This is a genomic window from Prevotella sp. oral taxon 313 (genome assembly GCF_003043935.1).
Taxonomy (GTDB): Bacteria; Bacteroidota; Bacteroidia; order Bacteroidales; family Bacteroidaceae; genus Prevotella; species Prevotella jejuni.
Genome location: NZ_PYXE01000001.1, coordinates 2,039,518 through 2,058,257, shown reverse-complemented (window position 1 = coordinate 2,058,257; position 18,740 = coordinate 2,039,518). Strand labels below are relative to the sequence as shown.

Below are 18,740 nucleotides of genomic sequence, written 5' to 3'. Positions count from 1 at the left end.
CAATAGTACGTAAAAAAAACTTCCGTCCCAATACGAAGAAGGTAGGACTTATCAGACATTGTGAGGTATGTCTCAAACAGAACTTATGGGTTGTGTTTCTATTTCTCTGCAAGTGTTTAGATGCCGTAATGATGCATGAGAGTGCTCCACGTAGTCCTTTTTTATGTAGCACAAGTTGATGAGGCTTTCGTTCTCTCATGGTCTGGTTTTATAGAGCGACAGCTTGTAGCACACGTTGGGAACTCGTAGAAAGAGGAGTAGCCACCATTCTTCATAGTCCCTGCTTGGGTGACTATACATCTGTTTCGGCTGTGGAAACCTGTAAGCATGATATGTGCTATTACTGTTGTCGTCATCTCCATGCGAGTAACTCGATTATAGTTCCATTCTTTGGAGGGTAAAGTAAAATTGCAAAAAAATCTTACAGCGTATTGAACTAAACACCCTCTAATTAAGGGTAAGATGTCTTCTATGTTAGAACTTGTAATCTACAATAAATCAGCATGTTATATATAGCGTTGAAAAAGACGCCCTTCTTGGCCCAAGAAGGGCGTCTTCTTTAGGCAAGAGGGGCATGTTCTTGAATGTAGAAGGGGCCCCTCTCGAATCATCCCCAAGCCCTTCTCGAATGGAGAGGAAAAGGAAGATTGAATTATCCCTACAAATTTTGCTCACGTGTGTCGTACTTTATCTTCTTTTATCAAGGTCCTTATAGGGCTGGCTCGGGGACTTTCTCTCAAAATAGAACATATTTTTGGTTCTTCCAAAATATGTAGTGATAAACTAAAATGCTCATATAATAAGACGCACATTAGTCTTGTTACGATAAATTAGATAGTTGATTAAGACAGTAGATAATTAACATAAAGAAATGTTCTGTTTGACATGTATAGACGAGGTAACAAAGCAGAAAAATCCACAAACGTTTGGAGGTTAGGAGAATAAAGTGTAACTTTGCAGGCGCAAAAGTGGCGTCATACCCTTTTGAATACGTTTAACTAATAAATAATTTAAAACAAAAAGCATGATTATTGTACCAGTAAAGGACGGTGAGAACATCGAGCGCGCGCTCAAGAAGTTCAAGAGAAAGTTTGAGAAGACAGGTGTTGTTAAGGAGCTTCGTGCTCGTCAGCAGTTTGACAAGCCATCTGTTAAGAAGCGCCTGAAGATGGAACGTGCCGTTTACGTACAGCATCTTCGCGACGCAGAAGAGTAAAATCTTCTTTAAAAATTTGGTGGTCTGGATTAATTTCCGTAAATTCGTTGCCATATAAATGGTTTGACAATGTGCCGATGGTAGATAAGTTCTTAGATTACATAAAGTTCGAGAGAAATTATTCTCCACTGACGGTAATCAATTATCGTAAAGACTTGATAGAGTTTGAACGGTTTTATAAAGAACTTGACCCGCTGCTCTCTTGGGAGTCTGTAGACTCTGATGTTGTCAGAAATTGGATGGAGTACATGATGGACAGAGGTAACTCTGCTTCGTCGGTCAATAGAAGGCTCAGTGCGTTGAGATCGTTCTATCGATTTGCACTTCGCCGTAAACTTATTGAGAAAGACCCAGTTCATGGTCTTCAAGGTCCTAAAAAGCAAAAGCCACTCCCTCAGTTCCTTAAGGAGTCAGAGATGGATAGACTGCTGGATCCAAAGATGTGGACAGATAGTTATAAAGATGTACTTGCACGTACGATCATTGTGACATTCTATGAGACAGGTGTACGTCTGTCGGAATTGATAGGTCTTGATGATAAGGATATTGATAATATCACTTGTGAAATCAAAGTAACAGGTAAGAGAAATAAGCAACGAATTATCCCCTTTGGAAAGGAACTCGCCGAGTTGTTTGCACAGTACCAACAGGTACGCAATACGACTGTAAAAGGTGATTCCGTAGCCTTCTTTCAGACAGAGAAGGGTAAAAGGATGACAGGTGAACAGGTGAGAGAATTGGTTAAGAAAAACCTATCAAAGGTGTCAACGTTGAAAAAACGTTCACCACACGTTCTTCGCCATACATTTGCCACGGCAATGCTCAATCATGATGCAGGACTGGAAAGTGTAAAGAAACTGCTTGGACATGAGAGTCTGTCAACGACAGAGATTTATACTCATACAACCTTTGAGCAGTTGAAGAAAGTCTATAAAAATGCCCATCCAAGGGCTTAACCTTTTAAAAACGGAGGTAACTATGGAAATTAAGATCCAGTCGATTCATTTCGACACAACCGAGAAATTACAGGCCTTTATCACCAAGAAGGCTGAGAAGTTAGAAAAGTCTTACGAAGACATTCAGAAAGTAGAGGTGCAATTGAAGGTTGAGAAACCAGCAACAGCTTTAAATAAAACAACAAGTCTATCAGTAACAGTACCAGGTAACACCTTGTTTGTTGAAAAGACTTGCGATACTTTTGAAGAAGGTATCGATAATTGTTTAGATGCGATGAAGGTTCAGCTCACCAAGTTTAAGGAAAAACAAAGAAAGCATTAAAAAATCTCTCAAATATTTTGGAGATTAAAATAAAAGTCTTACCTTTGCAGCCGTTTTACGACAAGTAGCCTTCGGCTGCAAAGTAATGCCTCTTTAGCTCAGTTGGCCAGAGCACGTGATTTGTAATCTCGGGGTCGTTGGTTCGAATCCGACAAGAGGCTCTCCTTGAAAGGGGGATACATTTCTGAGGGTAGTTTCCAGAGTGGCCAAATGGGGCAGACTGTAAATCTGCTGCTTCTAGCTTCGGTGGTTCGAATCCATCACTACCCACACTGAGAAATGTAATTTGCGGAAATAGCTCAGTTGATAGAGCACTAGCCTTCCAAGCTGGGGGTCGCGGGTTTGAGCCCCGTTTTCCGCTCTAAGCTTTTGCTGTAATAGCTCAGTGGTAGAGCACTTCCTTGGTAAGGAAGAGGTCCTGAGTTCAACTCTCAGTTACAGCTCTGCTAATTGTTATTAATTTAGTGTAACTAAAAGCACAGATTATTCATTTAATATTAAATAAGAAAAAGCTATGGCTAAAGAAGAATTCGTGCGCACCAAACCGCATGTAAACATTGGTACTATCGGTCACGTTGACCACGGTAAGACCACTCTTACTGCAGCAATCTCAAAGGTTCTTCACGAGAAGGGCTTCGGTACAGAAGATGTTAAGTCTTTCGATCAGATTGATAATGCTCCTGAGGAGAAAGAGCGTGGTATTACCATTAACTCTGCACATATTGAGTACGAAACAGCTAACCGTCACTACGCACACGTAGACTGTCCGGGTCACGCCGACTATGTTAAGAACATGGTAACTGGTGCTGCTCAGATGGATGGTGCTATCTTGGTTGTAGCTGCTACTGACGGTCCTATGCCTCAGACTCGTGAGCACGTATTGCTCGCTCGTCAGGTAAACGTACCTCGCTTGGTTGTATTCTTGAACAAGTGTGATATGGTTGACGATGAGGAGATGCTTGACCTCGTTGAGATGGAGGTTCGTGAGATCCTCGAGCAGTACGGTTATGAGGAGGATACTCCTATCATCCGTGGTTCTGCACTCGGTGCTCTTAATGGTGTTGAGAAGTGGGTTGACTCTGTAATGGAGCTCATGAACACTGTTGATACTTGGATTGAAGAGCCAGAGCGTGAGATCGATAAGCCATTCTTGATGCCTGTTGAGGATGTATTCTCTATCACAGGTCGTGGTACTGTTGCTACAGGTCGTATCGAAACTGGTATCTGTAAGGTAGGTGATGAGGTTCAGTTGCTCGGTCTCGGTGAGGACAAGAAGTCTGTTATCACTGGTGTTGAGATGTTCCGTAAGAACCTTCCAACTGGTCAGGCTGGTGACAACGTAGGTCTCCTCCTTCGTGGTATCGATAAGGCTGAGGTTAAGCGTGGTATGGTTGTCGTACACCCAGGAGCTATCACTCCTCACGATCACTTCAAGGCATCTATCTATGTATTGAAGAAGGAAGAGGGTGGTCGTCATACTCCATTCGGTAACAAGTATCGTCCACAGTTCTACCTCCGTACAATGGACTGTACAGGTGAAATCCACCTCCCAGAGGGCGTTGAAATGGTTATGCCAGGTGATAACGTAGAGATTGAGGTTGTATTGATCTATAAGGTTGCTTTGAACGAGGGTCTTCGTTTCGCTATCCGTGAGGGTGGTCGTACAGTAGGTTCTGGTCAGATTACAGAGATTCTCCCAGACGTAAACTAATCAGTAATCTTATATTACAAGATATAGTTCCCGATTTTCTTGGGAATCGGGAACTAACTTACGGGTTTAGCTCAGTTGGTAGAGCACTGGTCTCCAAAACCAGGTGTCGAGGGTTCGAGCCCTTCAACCCGTGCAAAAAGAATAGATTTTATGTTTAATAAGATAGTTAATTATTGCAAGGCTTGCTACGACGAACTTGCGCATAAAACTACATGGCCATCACGCGCACAGCTTACACATAGTGCAATGGTAGTTATATCTGCTTCCGTTATCATTGCATTGGTAGTGTTTGCTATGGATTCAGTTTTCCAGCGTGTTATGGAATTTGTATACCCAAGATAATTCATTAGGAAATGGCAGAGACAGAAAAGAAATGGTATGTTCTTCGTGCTGTCAGTGGCAAAGAGGCAAAGGTAAAGGAATATATCGATGCTCAATTGCGTCTGAACGAAAAACTTGCTGAGCGTGTTTTTGAGGTTTTGTTACCTATGGAAAAACACGCTACTGTGCGTAAAGATGGGAAGCGTGTTGTAAAGGAGAAGTTAAGTCTCCCTGGTTATGTACTTGTTCAAGCTAACATGACTGCTGATATCGCTTCTACGTTGCGTTTCATGCCTAATGTCTTAGGTTTTCTCGGAGGTATGTCTGACCCTTCACCAGTACGCCAGGCAGATATTAATCGTCTGTTGGGTAATGTGGAAGATACTGAACTTGAAGAAGTTCAGAATGTACCATACGTAGTTGGTGAAACTGTTCAGGTTACTGATGGTCCTTTCAGTGGTTTCCATGGTATAATCGAAGAGGTTAATGCTGAGAAACATAAACTGAAGGTGATGGTGATGATTTTTGGTCGTCAAAATCCATTGGAACTAAGTTTTATGCAAGTCGCAAAAGAGGAATAGTGTTGTTACGGATACTATTCAACTTATAGTTTAATTTTTAATATTAACAAAGAAATGGCTAAAGAAGTAGCTGGATTAATCAAATTACAGATTAAAGGTGGCGCTGCAAATCCTTCCCCTCCAGTAGGCCCAGCATTGGGTTCTAAGGGTATTAATATTATGGGATTCTGTAAGGAGTTCAACGCCCGTACCCAGGACAAGGCTGGTAAAGTTCTTCCAGTCGTTATTACCTACTACAACGATAAGTCTTTCAGCTTTATCATCAAAACTCCTCCTGCTGCAGTGCAACTGATGGAGGCTGCCAAGGTGAAGGGCGGATCTGGAGAGCCAAACCGCAGAAAGGTTGCATCCGTAACTTGGGAGCAGGTAAAGGCTATCGCAGAAGATAAGATGCCAGACCTCAACTGTTTCACAGTAGAGAGTGCAATGAAACTTATTGCTGGTACAGCTCGTAGTATGGGTATCACTGTAAAAGGGGACTTCCCTGGTAAATAATTTTAAACTTCAAAAGTAAAAATGAGTAAACTGACAAAAAATCAGAAATCAGTAGCTGAGAAGGTTGAAGCAGGGAAGGCATATTCATTGAATGAAGCAGCACAGTTGGTAAAGGATATTACTACTACTAAGTTTGATGCTTCTGTAGATGTTGATGTTCGCCTCGGTGTTGACCCACGTAAAGCTAACCAAATGGTTCGTGGCGTCGTGTCACTTCCAAATGGTACTGGTAAGGTCACACGTGTGCTCTGTCTCTGTACTCCTGATCAGGAAGCTGCCGCTAAGGAAGCTGGTGCTGATCATGTTGGTCTCGATGAATATATCGAAAAGATCAAGGGCGGATGGACTGATATTGATGTTATCATCACTATGCCATCATGCATGGGTAAGTTAGGTCCTTTGGGTCGTGTTCTCGGTCCTCGTGGATTGATGCCAAACCCAAAGAGTGGTACTGTAACTATGGATGTTGCTAAGGCAGTTAAGGATGTTAAGCAGGGTAAGATTGACTTTAAGGTTGATAAGGCTGGTATTATCCATACTTCAATCGGTAAGGTTAGCATGACTGCTGAGCAGATTTATGGTAACGCTAAGGAGTTTATCTCTACTGTTATCAAGTTGAAGCCTGCTGCTGCTAAAGGTACATATATCAAGAGTATCTTTATTTCTAGCACAATGAGTAAGGGTGTCAAGATTGATCCTAAATCAGTTGAATAACTCTAAAAGTTTTGTACAATGAAAAAAGAAGTAAAAGATACAATTATCGCTGAACTCGGTGAGAAGTTAAAGAACTATCCTCATTTCTATTTGGTTGATGTAACTGGATTGAATGCTGAGGCTACAAGTTCTCTTCGCCGCAAGTGTTTCAAGAGCGAAATCAATATGGTTGTTGTGAAGAATAATCTTCTTCATAAGGCTTTTGAAGCTTCAGATGTAGATTTTGAACCACTGTATAGTTCTTTGAAGGGTAATACTGCAGTTATGTTTACACATACTGCTAACGTACCAGCAAAGTTGTTGAAGGAGTATAAGAAGGAAGGTATTCCTGCTCTTAAGGCTGCTTACGCAGAGGAGTCTCTGTTCGTTGGTGCTGAAAAACTCGAAGAACTTTCAGCTCTCAAGAGCAAGAACGAACTTATTGCAGACGTTGTGGCATTGCTGCAGTCTCCTGCAAAGAACGTTGTTTCTGCTCTCCAGTCAGGTGCTGGCACCATCCACGGTGTGCTTAAGACTTTAGGCGAGCGTCCTGAGTAAAAAATCTAATAAAGTCAAATAGATATATTATTTTTAGAACAAAAAATTAAAATTTAGAATAAAATGGCAGACGTAAAAGCTATTGCAGAAGAGTTAGTAAATCTTACTGTTAAGGAAGTAAATGAGTTGGCAACTGTCCTCAAGGACGAGTATGGTATTGAGCCTGCAGCTGCAGCTGTTGCTGTAGCTGGTCCTGCTGCAGCTGCTGCAGGTGGCGCAGCTGAAGAGAAGTCAGAGTTTGACGTAGTTCTCGTTGAAGCTGGTGCTAACAAGCTCAAGGTTGTTAAGGCAGTTAAGGAGGCTTGTGGTCTTGGTTTGAAGGAAGCTAAGGACCTCGTAGACGGTGCACCTTCTACTTTGAAGGAAGGCATGGCTAAGGCTGAGGCTGAGAACCTGAAGGCTGCTATTGAGGCTGAGGGTGCTAAGGTAGAGTTGAAGTAATTCTACTTCTCCTTACATAATATAATATGGTTAGGATTTACCAAGTAGGTGAGTCCTAACCTTTTTGTGTCTTTTGACATATATAAGGGTACTATCCCCTTTTTTAGTCCGCCGCTGGACTTTAAACATTTGAATATTTAATTTCAGTTATGGCATTAGAAAATAAACCCAGAGTAAATTTCGCCAGCGTTAAGAATCCGTATCCATATCCGGATTTCCTCGATGTGCAGTTGAAGTCTTTCCGTGACTTCCTACAGCTGGATACTCCGCCTGAGGAACGCAAGAATGACGGTTTGTATAAGGTGTTCGCAGAGAATTTCCCTATCACCGATACGCGTAATAATTTCGTCCTTGAGTTCCTGGATTACTATATTGATCCACCAAGATACTCTATTGATGAGTGTTTAGAGCGTGGATTGACATACAGTGTACCTTTGAAGGCTAAGATGAAACTGTATTGTACTGACCCTGATCACGAGGATTTCGGAACGTTTATTCAGGATGTATTTTTGGGTACAATCCCTTACATGACCAGCAATGGTACATTCGTTATCAATGGTGCTGAGCGTGTTGTTGTTTCCCAGTTACATCGTTCTCCGGGTGTGTTCTTTGGTCAAGGTGTTCATGCAAATGGTACTGTTCTTTACAGTGCACGTATCATTCCATTTAAGGGCTCATGGATAGAATTTGCTACTGACATAAATAATGTTATGTATGCTTATATTGACCGTAAGAAGAAGTTGCCTGTAACCACAATGCTTCGCGCTATTGGTTATGAGACGGATCGCGATATTCTTCAAATCTTTGATCTCTGTGAGGAGGTAAAGGTTAATAAGAAAAACCTTAAGGCAGCTATTGGTCGTAAGATTGCCGGTAACGTGATGAAGTCATGGACTGAGGACTTCGTTGATGAGGATACCGGTGAAGTTGTATCTATCGAACGTAATGAGGTTGTTGTTGAACGTGAGACTATCATTACAGAAGATAATGTTGATCAGATACTTGATAGTTCTGTTTCAACAATCTTACTACATAAAGATGAAGAGGCTGCAAGTAAGTACTCTATTATCTTCAACACATTAGCTAAGGATCCAAGCCACTCAGAGATTGAGGCTGTAAATTATATCTATCGTCAGTTGCGTAATGCTGATGCTGCTGATGATGCGAGTGCACGTGAGGTGTTCCAGAACTTATTCTTCTCAGACAAGCGTTATGACTTGGGTGAGGTAGGCCGTTACCGTATCAACAAGAAGTTGAATTTGGAAACGGATATGGATGTACGTGTGCTGACAAAGGACGATATCATTGAGATTATTAAGTATCTCATTAGTTTGATTAATTCAAATGCGACAGTAGACGATATCGACCACTTATCAAATCGACGTGTTCGTACTGTAGGTGAACAGTTAGCTAACCAATTCTCTATTGGTCTTGCACGTATGAATCGTACTATCCGTGAGCGTATGAACGTTCGTGACAGTGAAGTGTTCCAGCCAACGGATCTGATTAATGCAAAGACTATCTCAAGTGTCATTAACTCATTCTTTGGTACTAATCCATTGAGTCAGTTTATGGATCAAACCAACCCATTGGCAGAGGTAACTCATAAGCGTCGTCTTTCTGCTCTTGGTCCTGGTGGTTTGTCTCGTGAGCGTGCAGGTTTCGAGGTTCGTGACGTTCACTATACACACTATGGTCGCCTTTGTCCTATTGAGTCTCCTGAAGGTCCTAACATCGGTTTGATTTCATCACTCTGTATGTATGCTAAGATTAATGATCTTGGCTTCATCGTTACACCTTATCGTCGTGTACATGATGCTAAGGTTGATATGGACAATAAGGATGTTGTCTTCTTAACAGCTGAAGAGGAAGAGGATAGGATTATCGGACAGGGTAATGCTCCATTGAATGCAGATGGTACATTTATTCGTGACGTCGTTAAGTGTCGTCAGGATGCTGACTATCCAGTTGTTGCTCCTGATTCTGTTTCACTTATTGATGTTTCTCCACAGCAGATTGCGTCTGTATCAGCTGGTCTTATTCCATTCTTGGAGCATGATGATGGTCATCGTGCTTTGATGGGATGTAACATGATGCGTCAGGCTGTTCCTTTGCTTCATAATGATGCGCCTATCGTTGGTACAGGTCTTGAGAAGCAGGTATGTGAAGATTCACGTACTATGGTTACAGCAGAAGGTGATGGTGTTATCGAGTATGTTGATGCTACAACAATCCGTATTCTTTATGATCGTACAGATGATGAGGAGTTTGTAAGCTTTGAGCCTGCTCTGAAAGAATATCGTATTCCTAAGTTCCGTCGCACTAACCAGAATATGGTTGTAGACCTTCGTCCTATTTGTGACAAGGGGCAGCGTGTGAAGAAGGGAGATATCCTCACAGAGGGTTACGCTACGGAGAATGGTGAGTTGGCATTGGGTCGTAACCTTGTAGTGGCTTACATGCCATGGAAGGGTTATAACTATGAGGATGCTATCGTTATTTCCGAACGAATGGTTCGTGAAGACGTCTTGACTTCTGTTCATGTTGATGAGTATTCACTTGAAGTTCGTGAAACAAAGCGTGGCGTTGAGGAGTTCACTGCTGACATTCCTAACGTGAGCGAAGAAGCTACAAAGGATCTTGACGATAATGGTATTATCCGTATTGGTGCTCGTGTAGAGCCAGGTGATATCATGATAGGTAAGATTTCTCCTAAGGGCGAGAGTGATCCTTCACCAGAAGAGAAACTTCTCCGTGCTATCTTTGGTGACAAGGCTGGTGACGTTAAGGATTCTTCATTGAAGGCTAACCCATCATTGAGTGGTGTTGTTATCGATAAGAAACTCTTTAGCCGCGCTATTAAGACTCGTGAGAGCAAGCGTCAGGATAGGAATATTCTTGCTAAGATTGACGAAGAGCAGGAAGCTAAGATAAATGACTTGAAGGATCTCTTGGTTGATAAGTTGCTTGAGCTGACAGAAGATAAGGTTTCAGAAGGTGTTAAAGACTACTCTGATGCAGAGATTATCACGAAGGGAAGCAAGTTCACTGTAGCTGCATTGAAAAACCTTGATTACGAGGGTATTCAATCTAATGGCTGGACTGATGATGAGCATACCAACCTTCTTATTCAGAAGTTGATAATGAACTTCATCCGTAAGTACAAGCAGATGGATGCCGAGATGAAGCGTAAGAAATTTGCTATCACTATTGGTGATGAACTTCCTTCTGGTGTCCTGCAGATGGCTAAGGTTTATATCGCTAAGAAACGTAAGATTCAGGTAGGTGATAAACTTGCTGGTCGTCACGGTAACAAGGGTATTGTATCAAAGGTTGTACGTACCGAAGATATGCCATTCCTTGAGGATGGTAGTCCTGTAGACTTGGTATTGAACCCAATGGGTGTGCCTTCACGTATGAACCTTGGTCAGATATTCGAGGCTATCCTTGGTGCAGCAGGTCGTAAGCTGGGTGTTAAGTTTGCTACTCCAATCTTCGATGGTGCTAAGCTTTCTGACTTGAAGGAGTGGACAGATAAGGCAGGTCTGCCAAATCTCTGCTCTACCTATATCTATGATGGTGAGACAGGTGAGAAGTTCGACCAGCCTGCTACAGTAGGTATTACTTACTTCTTGAAGCTTGGTCACATGGTTGAGGATAAGATGCATGCTCGTAGTATCGGTCCATACTCATTGATTACTCAACAGCCACTCGGTGGTAAAGCACAGTTTGGTGGTCAGCGTTTTGGAGAGATGGAGGTCTGGGCTATTGAGGCCTTCGGTGCATCTCATGTTCTCCAGGAAATCTTGACAATCAAGTCTGATGATGTTGTAGGACGTTCAAAAGCTTACGAGGCAATCGTTAAGGGTGAGCCAATGCCTACTCCAGGTATTCCAGAGTCACTCAACGTGTTGTTACACGAGCTTCGTGGTCTCGGTCTGAGTATCAAACTTGATTAATACGTACACCCCATAATAGAAGTAAAACATGGCTTTTAAGAAAGATAATAAAGTAAAGAGTAATTTCAGCAAGATTACTATCGGACTGGCTTCACCTGAGGAGATTCTCGAGAACTCTTTTGGTGAGGTAACCAAGCCAGAGACTATCAACTATCGTACCTATAAACCAGAACGCGATGGTTTGTTCTGCGAGCGTATCTTTGGTCCTACCAAGGACTACGAGTGTGCCTGCGGTAAGTACAAGCGTATTCGTTATAAGGGTATTGTCTGCGATCGTTGTGGTGTTGAGGTAACAGAAAAGAAAGTGCGTCGTGAACGTGCTGGACATATCGAGTTAGTTGTCCCTGTTGCTCACATCTGGTATTTCCGTAGCCTTCCTAACAAGATTGGTTATCTTCTCGGTATGCCAACCAAGAAGCTTGATGCTGTTATTTACTATGAGAAATATGTTGTCATCCAGCCGGGTGTCGTAGAGGGTATGAAGAATGCCGATACAGATGAGGATTTGAATGGTTCTCATAAGTTCGACCTTCTTTCTGAAGATGAATATCTTGATATCCTTGATAATAAACTCCCAGAGGGTAATGAACGTTTGGATGATTCTGACCCAAGTAAGTTCATTGCTAAGATGGGTGCAGAAGCAATTTACGATCTCCTCACAGGCATTGACCTTGATCGTTTGGCAGGTGAATTGCGTGATCGTGCTACAACTGACTCAAGTCAGCAGCGTAAGACAGAAGCTTTGAAGCGCCTGCAGGTTGTAGAGGGTTTCCGTCAGTCAATCGGTGTGAATAATCCAGAATGGATGATTATGAAGATTATCCCTGTTACTCCACCAGAGCTTCGTCCATTGGTCCCATTGGATGGAGGCCGCTTCGCAACATCTGACCTTAATGACCTCTATCGTCGCGTTATCATCCGTAACAATCGTTTGAAGCGTTTGATGGAGATTAAGGCTCCTGAGGTTATTCTCCGTAATGAGAAGCGTATGCTGCAGGAAGCTGTAGACTCACTCTTCGATAACAGTCGTAAGTCTTCAGCTGTGAAGAGCGAGAGCAACCGTCCTTTGAAGTCACTCTCTGACTCTCTGAAGGGTAAGCAGGGACGTTTCCGTCAGAACCTCCTCGGTAAACGTGTTGACTATTCTGCGCGTTCAGTTATCGTTGTTGGCCCAGAGTTGAAGATGGGTGAGTGCGGTCTGCCTAAGTTGATGGCAGCAGAGCTTTACAAGCCATTCATTATTCGTAAGCTCATTGAGCGCGGTATAGTGAAGACAGTAAAGAGTGCTAAAAAGATTGTAGATCGCCGCGAGCCAGTTATTTGGGATATCCTTGAGAATGTAATGAAGGGTCACCCTGTAATGTTGAACCGTGCTCCGACACTTCACCGTCTTGGTATTCAGGCATTCCAGCCTAAACTTATCGAGGGTAAAGCTATTCAGTTGCATCCATTGGCATGTACAGCGTTCAATGCTGACTTCGATGGTGACCAGATGGCTGTTCACCTCCCATTGAGTAATGAGGCTGTGTTGGAGACACAGGTGTTGATGCTTCAGAGCCATAACATCCTTAATCCAGCTAATGGTGCGCCTATCACCGTTCCTTCACAGGATATGGTGCTTGGTCTCTACTATATTACAAAGATTCGTCCAGGTGCTAAGGGCGAAGGTCTTACATTCTACGGCTCTGAGGAAGCAATTATCGCTTACAATGAGAAGAAGTGTGACCTCCACTCACAGGTAAAGGTAATCGTTGATGACCTCGTTGATGGTAAACTCCAGAAGCGCATGGTTGAGACTTCAGTTGGTCGTGTAATTGTTAATCAGATTATCCCAACTGAGATTGGATTCTTCAATGGTATTATCTCTAAGAAATCACTTCGTGGTCTTATCGCTGACGTTATTAAGGCAGTTGGTATGGCTCGTGCTTGTGAGTTCCTTGATGGTATTAAGAACCTCGGTTATCGTATGGCCTACGTTGCCGGTCTTTCCTTCAACCTCGATGATATCATCGTTCCTGTTGAGAAGACAGATATCGTAGGTAAGGGTCAGAGTGAGGTCGACCAAGTGAAGGCTAATTACGAAATGGGTTTCATCACAGATAAGGAGCGTTATAATCAGGTAATTGATGCGTGGACACACGTAAACAATAACCTTAAGGCGAGTGTGATGAAACACATGACAGAGGCTGACCAAGGATTCAACGCAGTATATATGATGCTTGATTCAGGAGCTCGTGGTTCTGCTGACCAGATTGCACAGCTTGCTGGTATGCGTGGTCTTATGGCTAAGCCACAGAAGGCCGGTGCTGAAGGTGCTCAGATTATTGAGAACCCGATTATCTCTAACTTTAAGGAGGGTATGTCAGTATTGGAGTACTTTATTGCTTCTCATGGTGCTCGTAAGGGTCTTGCTGATACGGCTATGAAGACTGCCGATGCTGGATATTTGACACGTCGTCTTGTAGACGTTTCTCATGATGTTATCATCAATGAGGAGGACTGTGGTTCACTTCGTGGTCTTGAGTGTCGTGCCTTAAAGAATGGTGATGAAACGATTGCAAGTCTCTATGAGCGTATCTTAGGACGTGTGTCTGTTCATGATGTCATCAATCCTACTACAGGTGAGATTTTGGTTGCTGCTGGTGAAGAAATCACAGAATCAAAGGCTAAAGCTATTGAGGAGTCTCCAATCGAGATGGTAGAGATTCGTTCTGTACTCACTTGTGAGAGTAAGAAGGGTGTTTGTAAGAAGTGTTACGGACGTAACCTTGCTACAGCCCGTATGGTACAGATGGGTGAGGCTGTTGGTGTCATCGCTGCACAGGCTATTGGTGAGCCAGGTACACAGCTTACGCTTCGTACGTTCCACGCTGGTGGTGTGGCTGGTAATGCTGCAGCAAATGCAACTATCACAGCTAAGAATGATGCTAAGATTGAGTTTGATGAGCTTCGTGTCGTACCATTCGTTGACGATGAAGATAAGGAGTGTCAAATGGTTGTAAGCCGTTTGGCAGAAATCCGCTTCGTTGATCCAACTACTGGTATTGTCATGCTTACAGATAATGTTCCTTATGGTAGTTCTCTGTACTTCAAGTCTGGTGATACTGTCAAGAAGGGTGATTTGATTTGTAAGTGGGACCCATTCAATGCTGTTATCGTAAGTGAGTATGCTGGTATTCTCCGTTTACATGACGTGATAGAAGGTGTTACCTATAAGGCAGAGACTGATGATGCAACAGGTCTTACTGAGCGTATCATTATTGATTCACGTGATAAGACAAAACTTCCTACAGTTAACATTGTTAAGGTTGGCGCTAAGAAGGGTGCTGATGGGCAGTATGCTGCATCTGATATCCTCGGAACATATAACCTTCCTGTAGGTGGTCACTTGGAGCAGATACTTCTCGATGGTGCTGAGATTAAGACGGGTATGACACTCGTTAAGATTCCACGTTCTGTTGGAGGTGCTGGTGATATCACTGGTGGTCTTCCACGTGTAACTGAGCTCTTTGAGGCTCGTAACCCATCTAATCCTGCTGTTGTATCTGAGATTGATGGTGAGATTACTATGGGCAAGGTGAAACGTGGTAACCGTGAGATTATCGTTACTTCTAAGACAGGTGAGCAGCGTAAGTATCTCGTAAGCTTGTCTAAGCAGATTCTTGTACAGGAACATGATGCTGTTCGTGCTGGTACACCATTGTCTGATGGTATTATCACTCCAGCTGATATCTTGTCTATCATGGGTCCTACAGCCGTTCAAGAGTACATCGTTAATGAGGTTCAGGATGTCTATCGTCTTCAGGGTGTGAAGATCAATGATAAGCACTTTGAGATTATCGTTCGACAGATGATGCGTAAGGTACGTATCGATGATCCAGGAGATACTACATTCCTTGAGCAGGAGCTTATTGACAAGCTCGACTTTGCAGAAGAGAATGACCGTATCTGGGGTAAGAAGGTTGTTACCGATCCAGGTGATTCTGAAAACTGCTATAAGGGTCAGATCCTCTCTGTACGTAAGTTGCGTGATGAGAACTCAAGTCTTAAGCGTCGCGACCTCAAGCTCGTTCAGGTGCGTGATGCTGTTCAGGCTACTGCTACCCAGATACTCCAGGGTATCACACGTGCTGCTCTTGGAACGAAGAGCTTCATGAGTGCTGCTTCCTTCCAGGAGACAACTAAGGTTCTTAATGAAGCTGCTCTCCGTGGTAAGAGTGATAATCTTGAGGGTATGAAGGAGAACGTTATATGTGGTCACCTTATCCCTGCTGGTACTGGTCTTCGTCAGTGGCAGAAGATTATCGTTGGTTCTCAGGAGGAGCATGAGCGCATGGAGGCAAACAAGAAGAATGTTCTTGATTTCTCTAAGCAAGAAGCAGAGGCTACGCAGGAGTAATCCTTAGCCTTTCATACATAAGATTAAAAGGGATTTGCAATAATTTTGCAAGTCCCTTTTTTGTATATTGCTCTGGCTATTTAAGTTTTTATTAGTACGAGAAGTGAAGGTGTAAAAGTGACAAGCGAGGAGAGGTTGTACTTTAATTCAATTTAACACCTTCTATTTTAAATTTCTCTTCTTATAGCGATGGCTAATGTTCTTGTAGCAGGAATATTAATGTTCCTTATACAGCATTTTTTCAAATAGGGGAAATGAAAAATAATATTTGGCAAAGAGGAACAAGTTAAGCTTATAAAGAGAGGAGTAGTGTGGTTTTGAACGGTTAGAAAGTTGGTTTCATAAGGAATGATACTTGTAAGAAGGGCTTTTATTCGTTTTTTTTAGTAGTTTTTTACATATTCGTTTGCCACGAGGCATATTATTTTGTATTTTTGCATGTGTTACTTATGGCTTGAGTCATTATGTAATTTGATGATGACCGATATTCTACAGACCGATTTGTGGTATGTTAATAATTAATTTTAAAATATAACTATTATGCTCAGATTGATATATCTTGTTTTATTGTGTCTAATGGCTTTGAATGTTGAAGCACAAGGCTTGAGGCTCCCCACCAGACGGCAACATTCTACGGCTCCTGCTGTAAGAGTAACAGTGAAGAAGCCTGCACCACAGCGTAAAGTAGTTGTGAATAGACCACGTGTTGTTAAGCCACGTTCGGTGCAGCCTCGTCCATCTAGGCCAGTTAGCGACTATGATGTATATGTATATGATGATTGTCCTACTGCGAAGAAGAAAGCGAAATCCAAGAGCCGTAATTCGTGCGAGGACCCTGATTGTGAAGAGCTTGAATACGACAGCTCGGATGATATGTCATCAGAAGATGCTGATAAAATTTATACGATTGCAGAACAAATGCCTTCGTTTAAGGGGAATGTGAATGCTTGGTTGTCTAGCCACATTCAATACCCTTCAGTTGCTGCAGAGAATGGTGTTCAAGGGCGTGTAATCGTGAAATTTGTGGTAACTGCTGAAGGCTATGTTAGTCAGACTCAAGTTGTAAGGGGAGTTGACCAGTCGCTCGATAGAGAAGCAATACGCGTTGTGAATAGTATGCCAACATGGAATCCAGGAATGAATCATGGAAAACCTGCTAATGTCTGGTTTACTCTTCCTATTACTTTTAAACTACAATAATTATCAATGTCACATACCTAAAAACCTTATTATAATGAGAAAGTACCTATTACTAAGTTTCGTGTTCGCCCTTATCTCCTTTTTGTCATCTTGTCAGAAAGAGGAAAGTGTAGCAGAGTATATACCTTTTAGATCAGAAAAGGATGGTAAATGGGGATTTATTAATTTAGATGGAGATGTACTCTTAGAAGATGAATTTAAGAGAGAGCCAACTATCGTGTCGAATGACCGATTCTTTGCTAAGAATAAAGCAGGGTATTGGGAGATGTACACCGCTGATAAGAATGCGAGACAAGTAGGTAAGGATTATGTGCAAGCAGGAGCTTTTATTGAGGATGTAGCTCCTGTCGTTGAGAAAGGTAAAGCTATTGACTTTATTGATAAGAACGGCAAAGTAAGGTTTACATTGGGTAATGTAGATGGCGTAGCTATTACCTCGTGTAGGAACTTCACTGATGGACTTGCAATATTTAAGTGTGGCGGCTACTATGGAGCAATTGACGCATCAGGTAATGTAGTTATAAAGCCAGACTATCTTGCACTGGAATCAGCTAAAGATGGTAAGTTCATAGGAGTTCACAACAAATATAAGGGAGTAAAAGATAGATCTAAGGTTAAAATAACAGTGTTGGATACGTCTGGTAAGGTTCTTTCCGAGTTCCCCTTAGCAAAGATTTCCGATGGTGTTGATTATTTCTGTGATGATGTCTTGGCTGTAGCAAAGGAGGGTACCGATGGTAATAATTATTGGGGACTTATCAATGAGAAAGGGGAGTGGATTCTTCATGTCTCCCATAAGATACGATCTATTAAAGGAATGAGGAATGGTAAGTTCATCTTTAGTGATGGTGAACAATGTGGCTTGATGGACTTTAATGGTGAAGTTCTGATACGTCCAAAATATTCAAATATTAAGTTTACGGGGGCTAACCAACTTTTTGTTCTTGATGACCATATTGACCCACAATGGAAACTAATTACCGAGGAGGAAGATGTTATTTCTCCTAATGAGTTTGATGAAGTTTACCCTTTGCCGGGTGATAAGTATTTTGTTAAGGATGATGGTGATAGTTGGATTATTATAGATGATAAGGGTAAAGAAGTTAAGACGAAAGCTGATATTTATGAGTTCAGCTATAATCAGGGAGACACCGAGTTTGAAAGTCAGTACTTAGATCTTACGTCATTCATTAACGAATTACATATAAAGAGGGATGGGCTCTTGGGGCTTAACCTAACCATGGAAGTAGCAGATGTCATAAAGTCGTTTAGTTTCCTAGATAAGCAGTATGGAGAAGGAGATTTTAGCAACAATGCTTCATCGTATAGGTGTTCTAATGATATTAGTGTTGACTTGAACTTCAACAATGTGAAGTTTCAGATAGCTGCTTTGTTTGATGATAATGTTGCTGATTACACTTTCTCATCAGGCTTTAGTAATATTAGTCCTAATCAAATATCTGTTACCTTCTACAATGAAAAGCTATTAAAAGGACATTTGAGTCAGCTTACGAGAAGTTTAAAGGCGAAGCTGAAGAAGGTGGGTACGATTGTCAAGGAGACTGAGTATGCGTTGATAGTCGCTAGTGGCAATGCTTATTACTTTGTGGGTAGCGATGGTGATAAGGTGTATTTGAATTATGGTAATTTTGATGTTAATGCCATAAACCTTAATATGTTTACGGGTATTGATGATGCTGTTACGACCACAAGTGATTCATATGCTGATGATGCGGATTACGTTGATAGTGTTTGTCTAGATTCTGCCGTAGCCTATTAGTCGATTAGTTGTTCTGTACAGACCTTTGATAAGTTCTGTAAAACTATTGCGTTAAGATTTGGGTAAGTGCAATGAAAGTATTACCTTTGCATAAGCTAGACCATACGA

The 18,740-nt window shown here is 42.1% G+C and carries 14 protein-coding genes, 5 tRNA genes and 1 pseudogene; 19 read left to right on the top strand and 1 reads right to left on the bottom strand.

The window, feature by feature from the left end:
* Nucleotides 1-161: 161 nt before the first annotated feature.
* Entirely contained in the window at nucleotides 162-362 is a 201-nt protein-coding gene (locus tag AXF23_RS08185) for a hypothetical protein (RefSeq protein ID WP_107624942.1), read from the bottom strand.
* 662 nt (nucleotides 363-1,024) lie between these two features.
* On the opposite strand from AXF23_RS08185, the gene rpsU reads away from it, so the two are divergent.
* The 19 genes and pseudogenes from rpsU (at nucleotide 1,025) to AXF23_RS08090 (ending at nucleotide 18,632) form a co-directional block, all read left to right on the top strand.
* Nucleotides 1,025-1,216, top strand: coding sequence for a 30S ribosomal protein S21 (rpsU, locus tag AXF23_RS08180; RefSeq protein WP_009012368.1), 192 nt, complete (start codon nucleotides 1,025-1,027; stop codon nucleotides 1,214-1,216).
* Nucleotides 1,217-1,287: 71 nt separating this feature from the next.
* Nucleotides 1,288-2,172, top strand: coding sequence for a tyrosine recombinase XerC (gene xerC, locus AXF23_RS08175; protein WP_107625835.1), 885 nt, complete (start codon nucleotides 1,288-1,290; stop codon nucleotides 2,170-2,172).
* Nucleotides 2,173-2,194: 22 nt separating this feature from the next.
* Nucleotides 2,195-2,494, top strand: a complete 300-nt coding sequence (hpf, locus tag AXF23_RS08170; protein WP_009012370.1) for a ribosome hibernation-promoting factor, HPF/YfiA family — start codon at nucleotides 2,195-2,197, stop codon at nucleotides 2,492-2,494.
* Between the two features lie 87 nt (nucleotides 2,495-2,581).
* Nucleotides 2,582-2,655: transfer RNA gene (locus tag AXF23_RS08165), tRNA-Thr, on the top strand.
* Nucleotides 2,656-2,682: 27 nt separating this feature from the next.
* A tRNA-Tyr gene (locus AXF23_RS08160) sits at nucleotides 2,683-2,764 on the top strand.
* A gap of 18 nt (nucleotides 2,765-2,782) precedes the next feature.
* Nucleotides 2,783-2,855, top strand: a tRNA-Gly gene (locus AXF23_RS08155).
* 10 nt (nucleotides 2,856-2,865) lie between these two features.
* Nucleotides 2,866-2,937, top strand: a tRNA-Thr gene (locus tag AXF23_RS08150).
* Nucleotides 2,938-3,008: 71 nt separating this feature from the next.
* A complete protein-coding gene (gene tuf, locus AXF23_RS08145; RefSeq protein WP_009012371.1) occupies nucleotides 3,009-4,205 on the top strand; it encodes an elongation factor Tu in 1,197 nt (398 codons plus the stop codon).
* Nucleotides 4,206-4,265: 60 nt separating this feature from the next.
* Nucleotides 4,266-4,338: transfer RNA gene (locus AXF23_RS08140), tRNA-Trp, on the top strand.
* A gap of 17 nt (nucleotides 4,339-4,355) precedes the next feature.
* Nucleotides 4,356-4,547 carry a preprotein translocase subunit SecE gene (gene secE, locus AXF23_RS08135; protein WP_004361442.1) on the top strand — a complete coding sequence of 64 codons (192 nt, stop codon included), beginning with the start codon at nucleotides 4,356-4,358 and terminating at the stop codon, nucleotides 4,545-4,547.
* Nucleotides 4,548-4,558: 11 nt separating this feature from the next.
* Nucleotides 4,559-5,107, top strand: coding sequence for a transcription termination/antitermination protein NusG (gene nusG, locus AXF23_RS08130; RefSeq protein ID WP_009012372.1), 549 nt, complete (start codon nucleotides 4,559-4,561; stop codon nucleotides 5,105-5,107).
* Between the two features lie 54 nt (nucleotides 5,108-5,161).
* A complete protein-coding gene (gene rplK, locus AXF23_RS08125; RefSeq protein ID WP_089366551.1) occupies nucleotides 5,162-5,602 on the top strand; it encodes a 50S ribosomal protein L11 in 441 nt (146 codons plus the stop codon).
* A gap of 21 nt (nucleotides 5,603-5,623) precedes the next feature.
* Complete coding sequence (rplA, locus tag AXF23_RS08120; RefSeq protein WP_009012374.1) at nucleotides 5,624-6,316, top strand: 50S ribosomal protein L1; 693 nt, start codon at nucleotides 5,624-5,626, stop codon at nucleotides 6,314-6,316.
* 18 nt (nucleotides 6,317-6,334) lie between these two features.
* On the top strand, nucleotides 6,335-6,853 hold the full coding sequence (rplJ, locus tag AXF23_RS08115) for a 50S ribosomal protein L10 (RefSeq protein ID WP_009012375.1): 519 nt from the start codon (nucleotides 6,335-6,337) through the stop codon (nucleotides 6,851-6,853).
* A 63-nt stretch (nucleotides 6,854-6,916) separates the two neighbouring features.
* Nucleotides 6,917-7,294 carry a 50S ribosomal protein L7/L12 gene (rplL, locus tag AXF23_RS08110; protein WP_009012376.1) on the top strand — a complete coding sequence of 126 codons (378 nt, stop codon included), beginning with the start codon at nucleotides 6,917-6,919 and terminating at the stop codon, nucleotides 7,292-7,294.
* 149 nt (nucleotides 7,295-7,443) lie between these two features.
* Nucleotides 7,444-11,253 (top strand): DNA-directed RNA polymerase subunit beta, encoded by a 3,810-nt coding sequence (rpoB, locus tag AXF23_RS08105; protein WP_009012377.1) that lies wholly within the window; start codon nucleotides 7,444-7,446, stop codon nucleotides 11,251-11,253.
* Nucleotides 11,254-11,281: 28 nt separating this feature from the next.
* Nucleotides 11,282-15,652: a DNA-directed RNA polymerase subunit beta' gene (gene rpoC, locus AXF23_RS08100; protein ID WP_107624941.1), complete on the top strand. Its 4,371-nt coding sequence runs from the start codon at nucleotides 11,282-11,284 to the stop codon at nucleotides 15,650-15,652.
* Nucleotides 15,653-16,546: 894 nt separating this feature from the next.
* Nucleotides 16,547-16,852, top strand: a pseudogene (locus AXF23_RS16590) (energy transducer TonB); the annotation flags it as partial.
* A 34-nt stretch (nucleotides 16,853-16,886) separates the two neighbouring features.
* Nucleotides 16,887-18,632, top strand: a complete 1,746-nt coding sequence (locus AXF23_RS08090) for a WG repeat-containing protein (RefSeq protein ID WP_107624939.1) — start codon at nucleotides 16,887-16,889, stop codon at nucleotides 18,630-18,632.
* The last annotated feature ends 108 nt before the right edge of the window (nucleotides 18,633-18,740 follow it).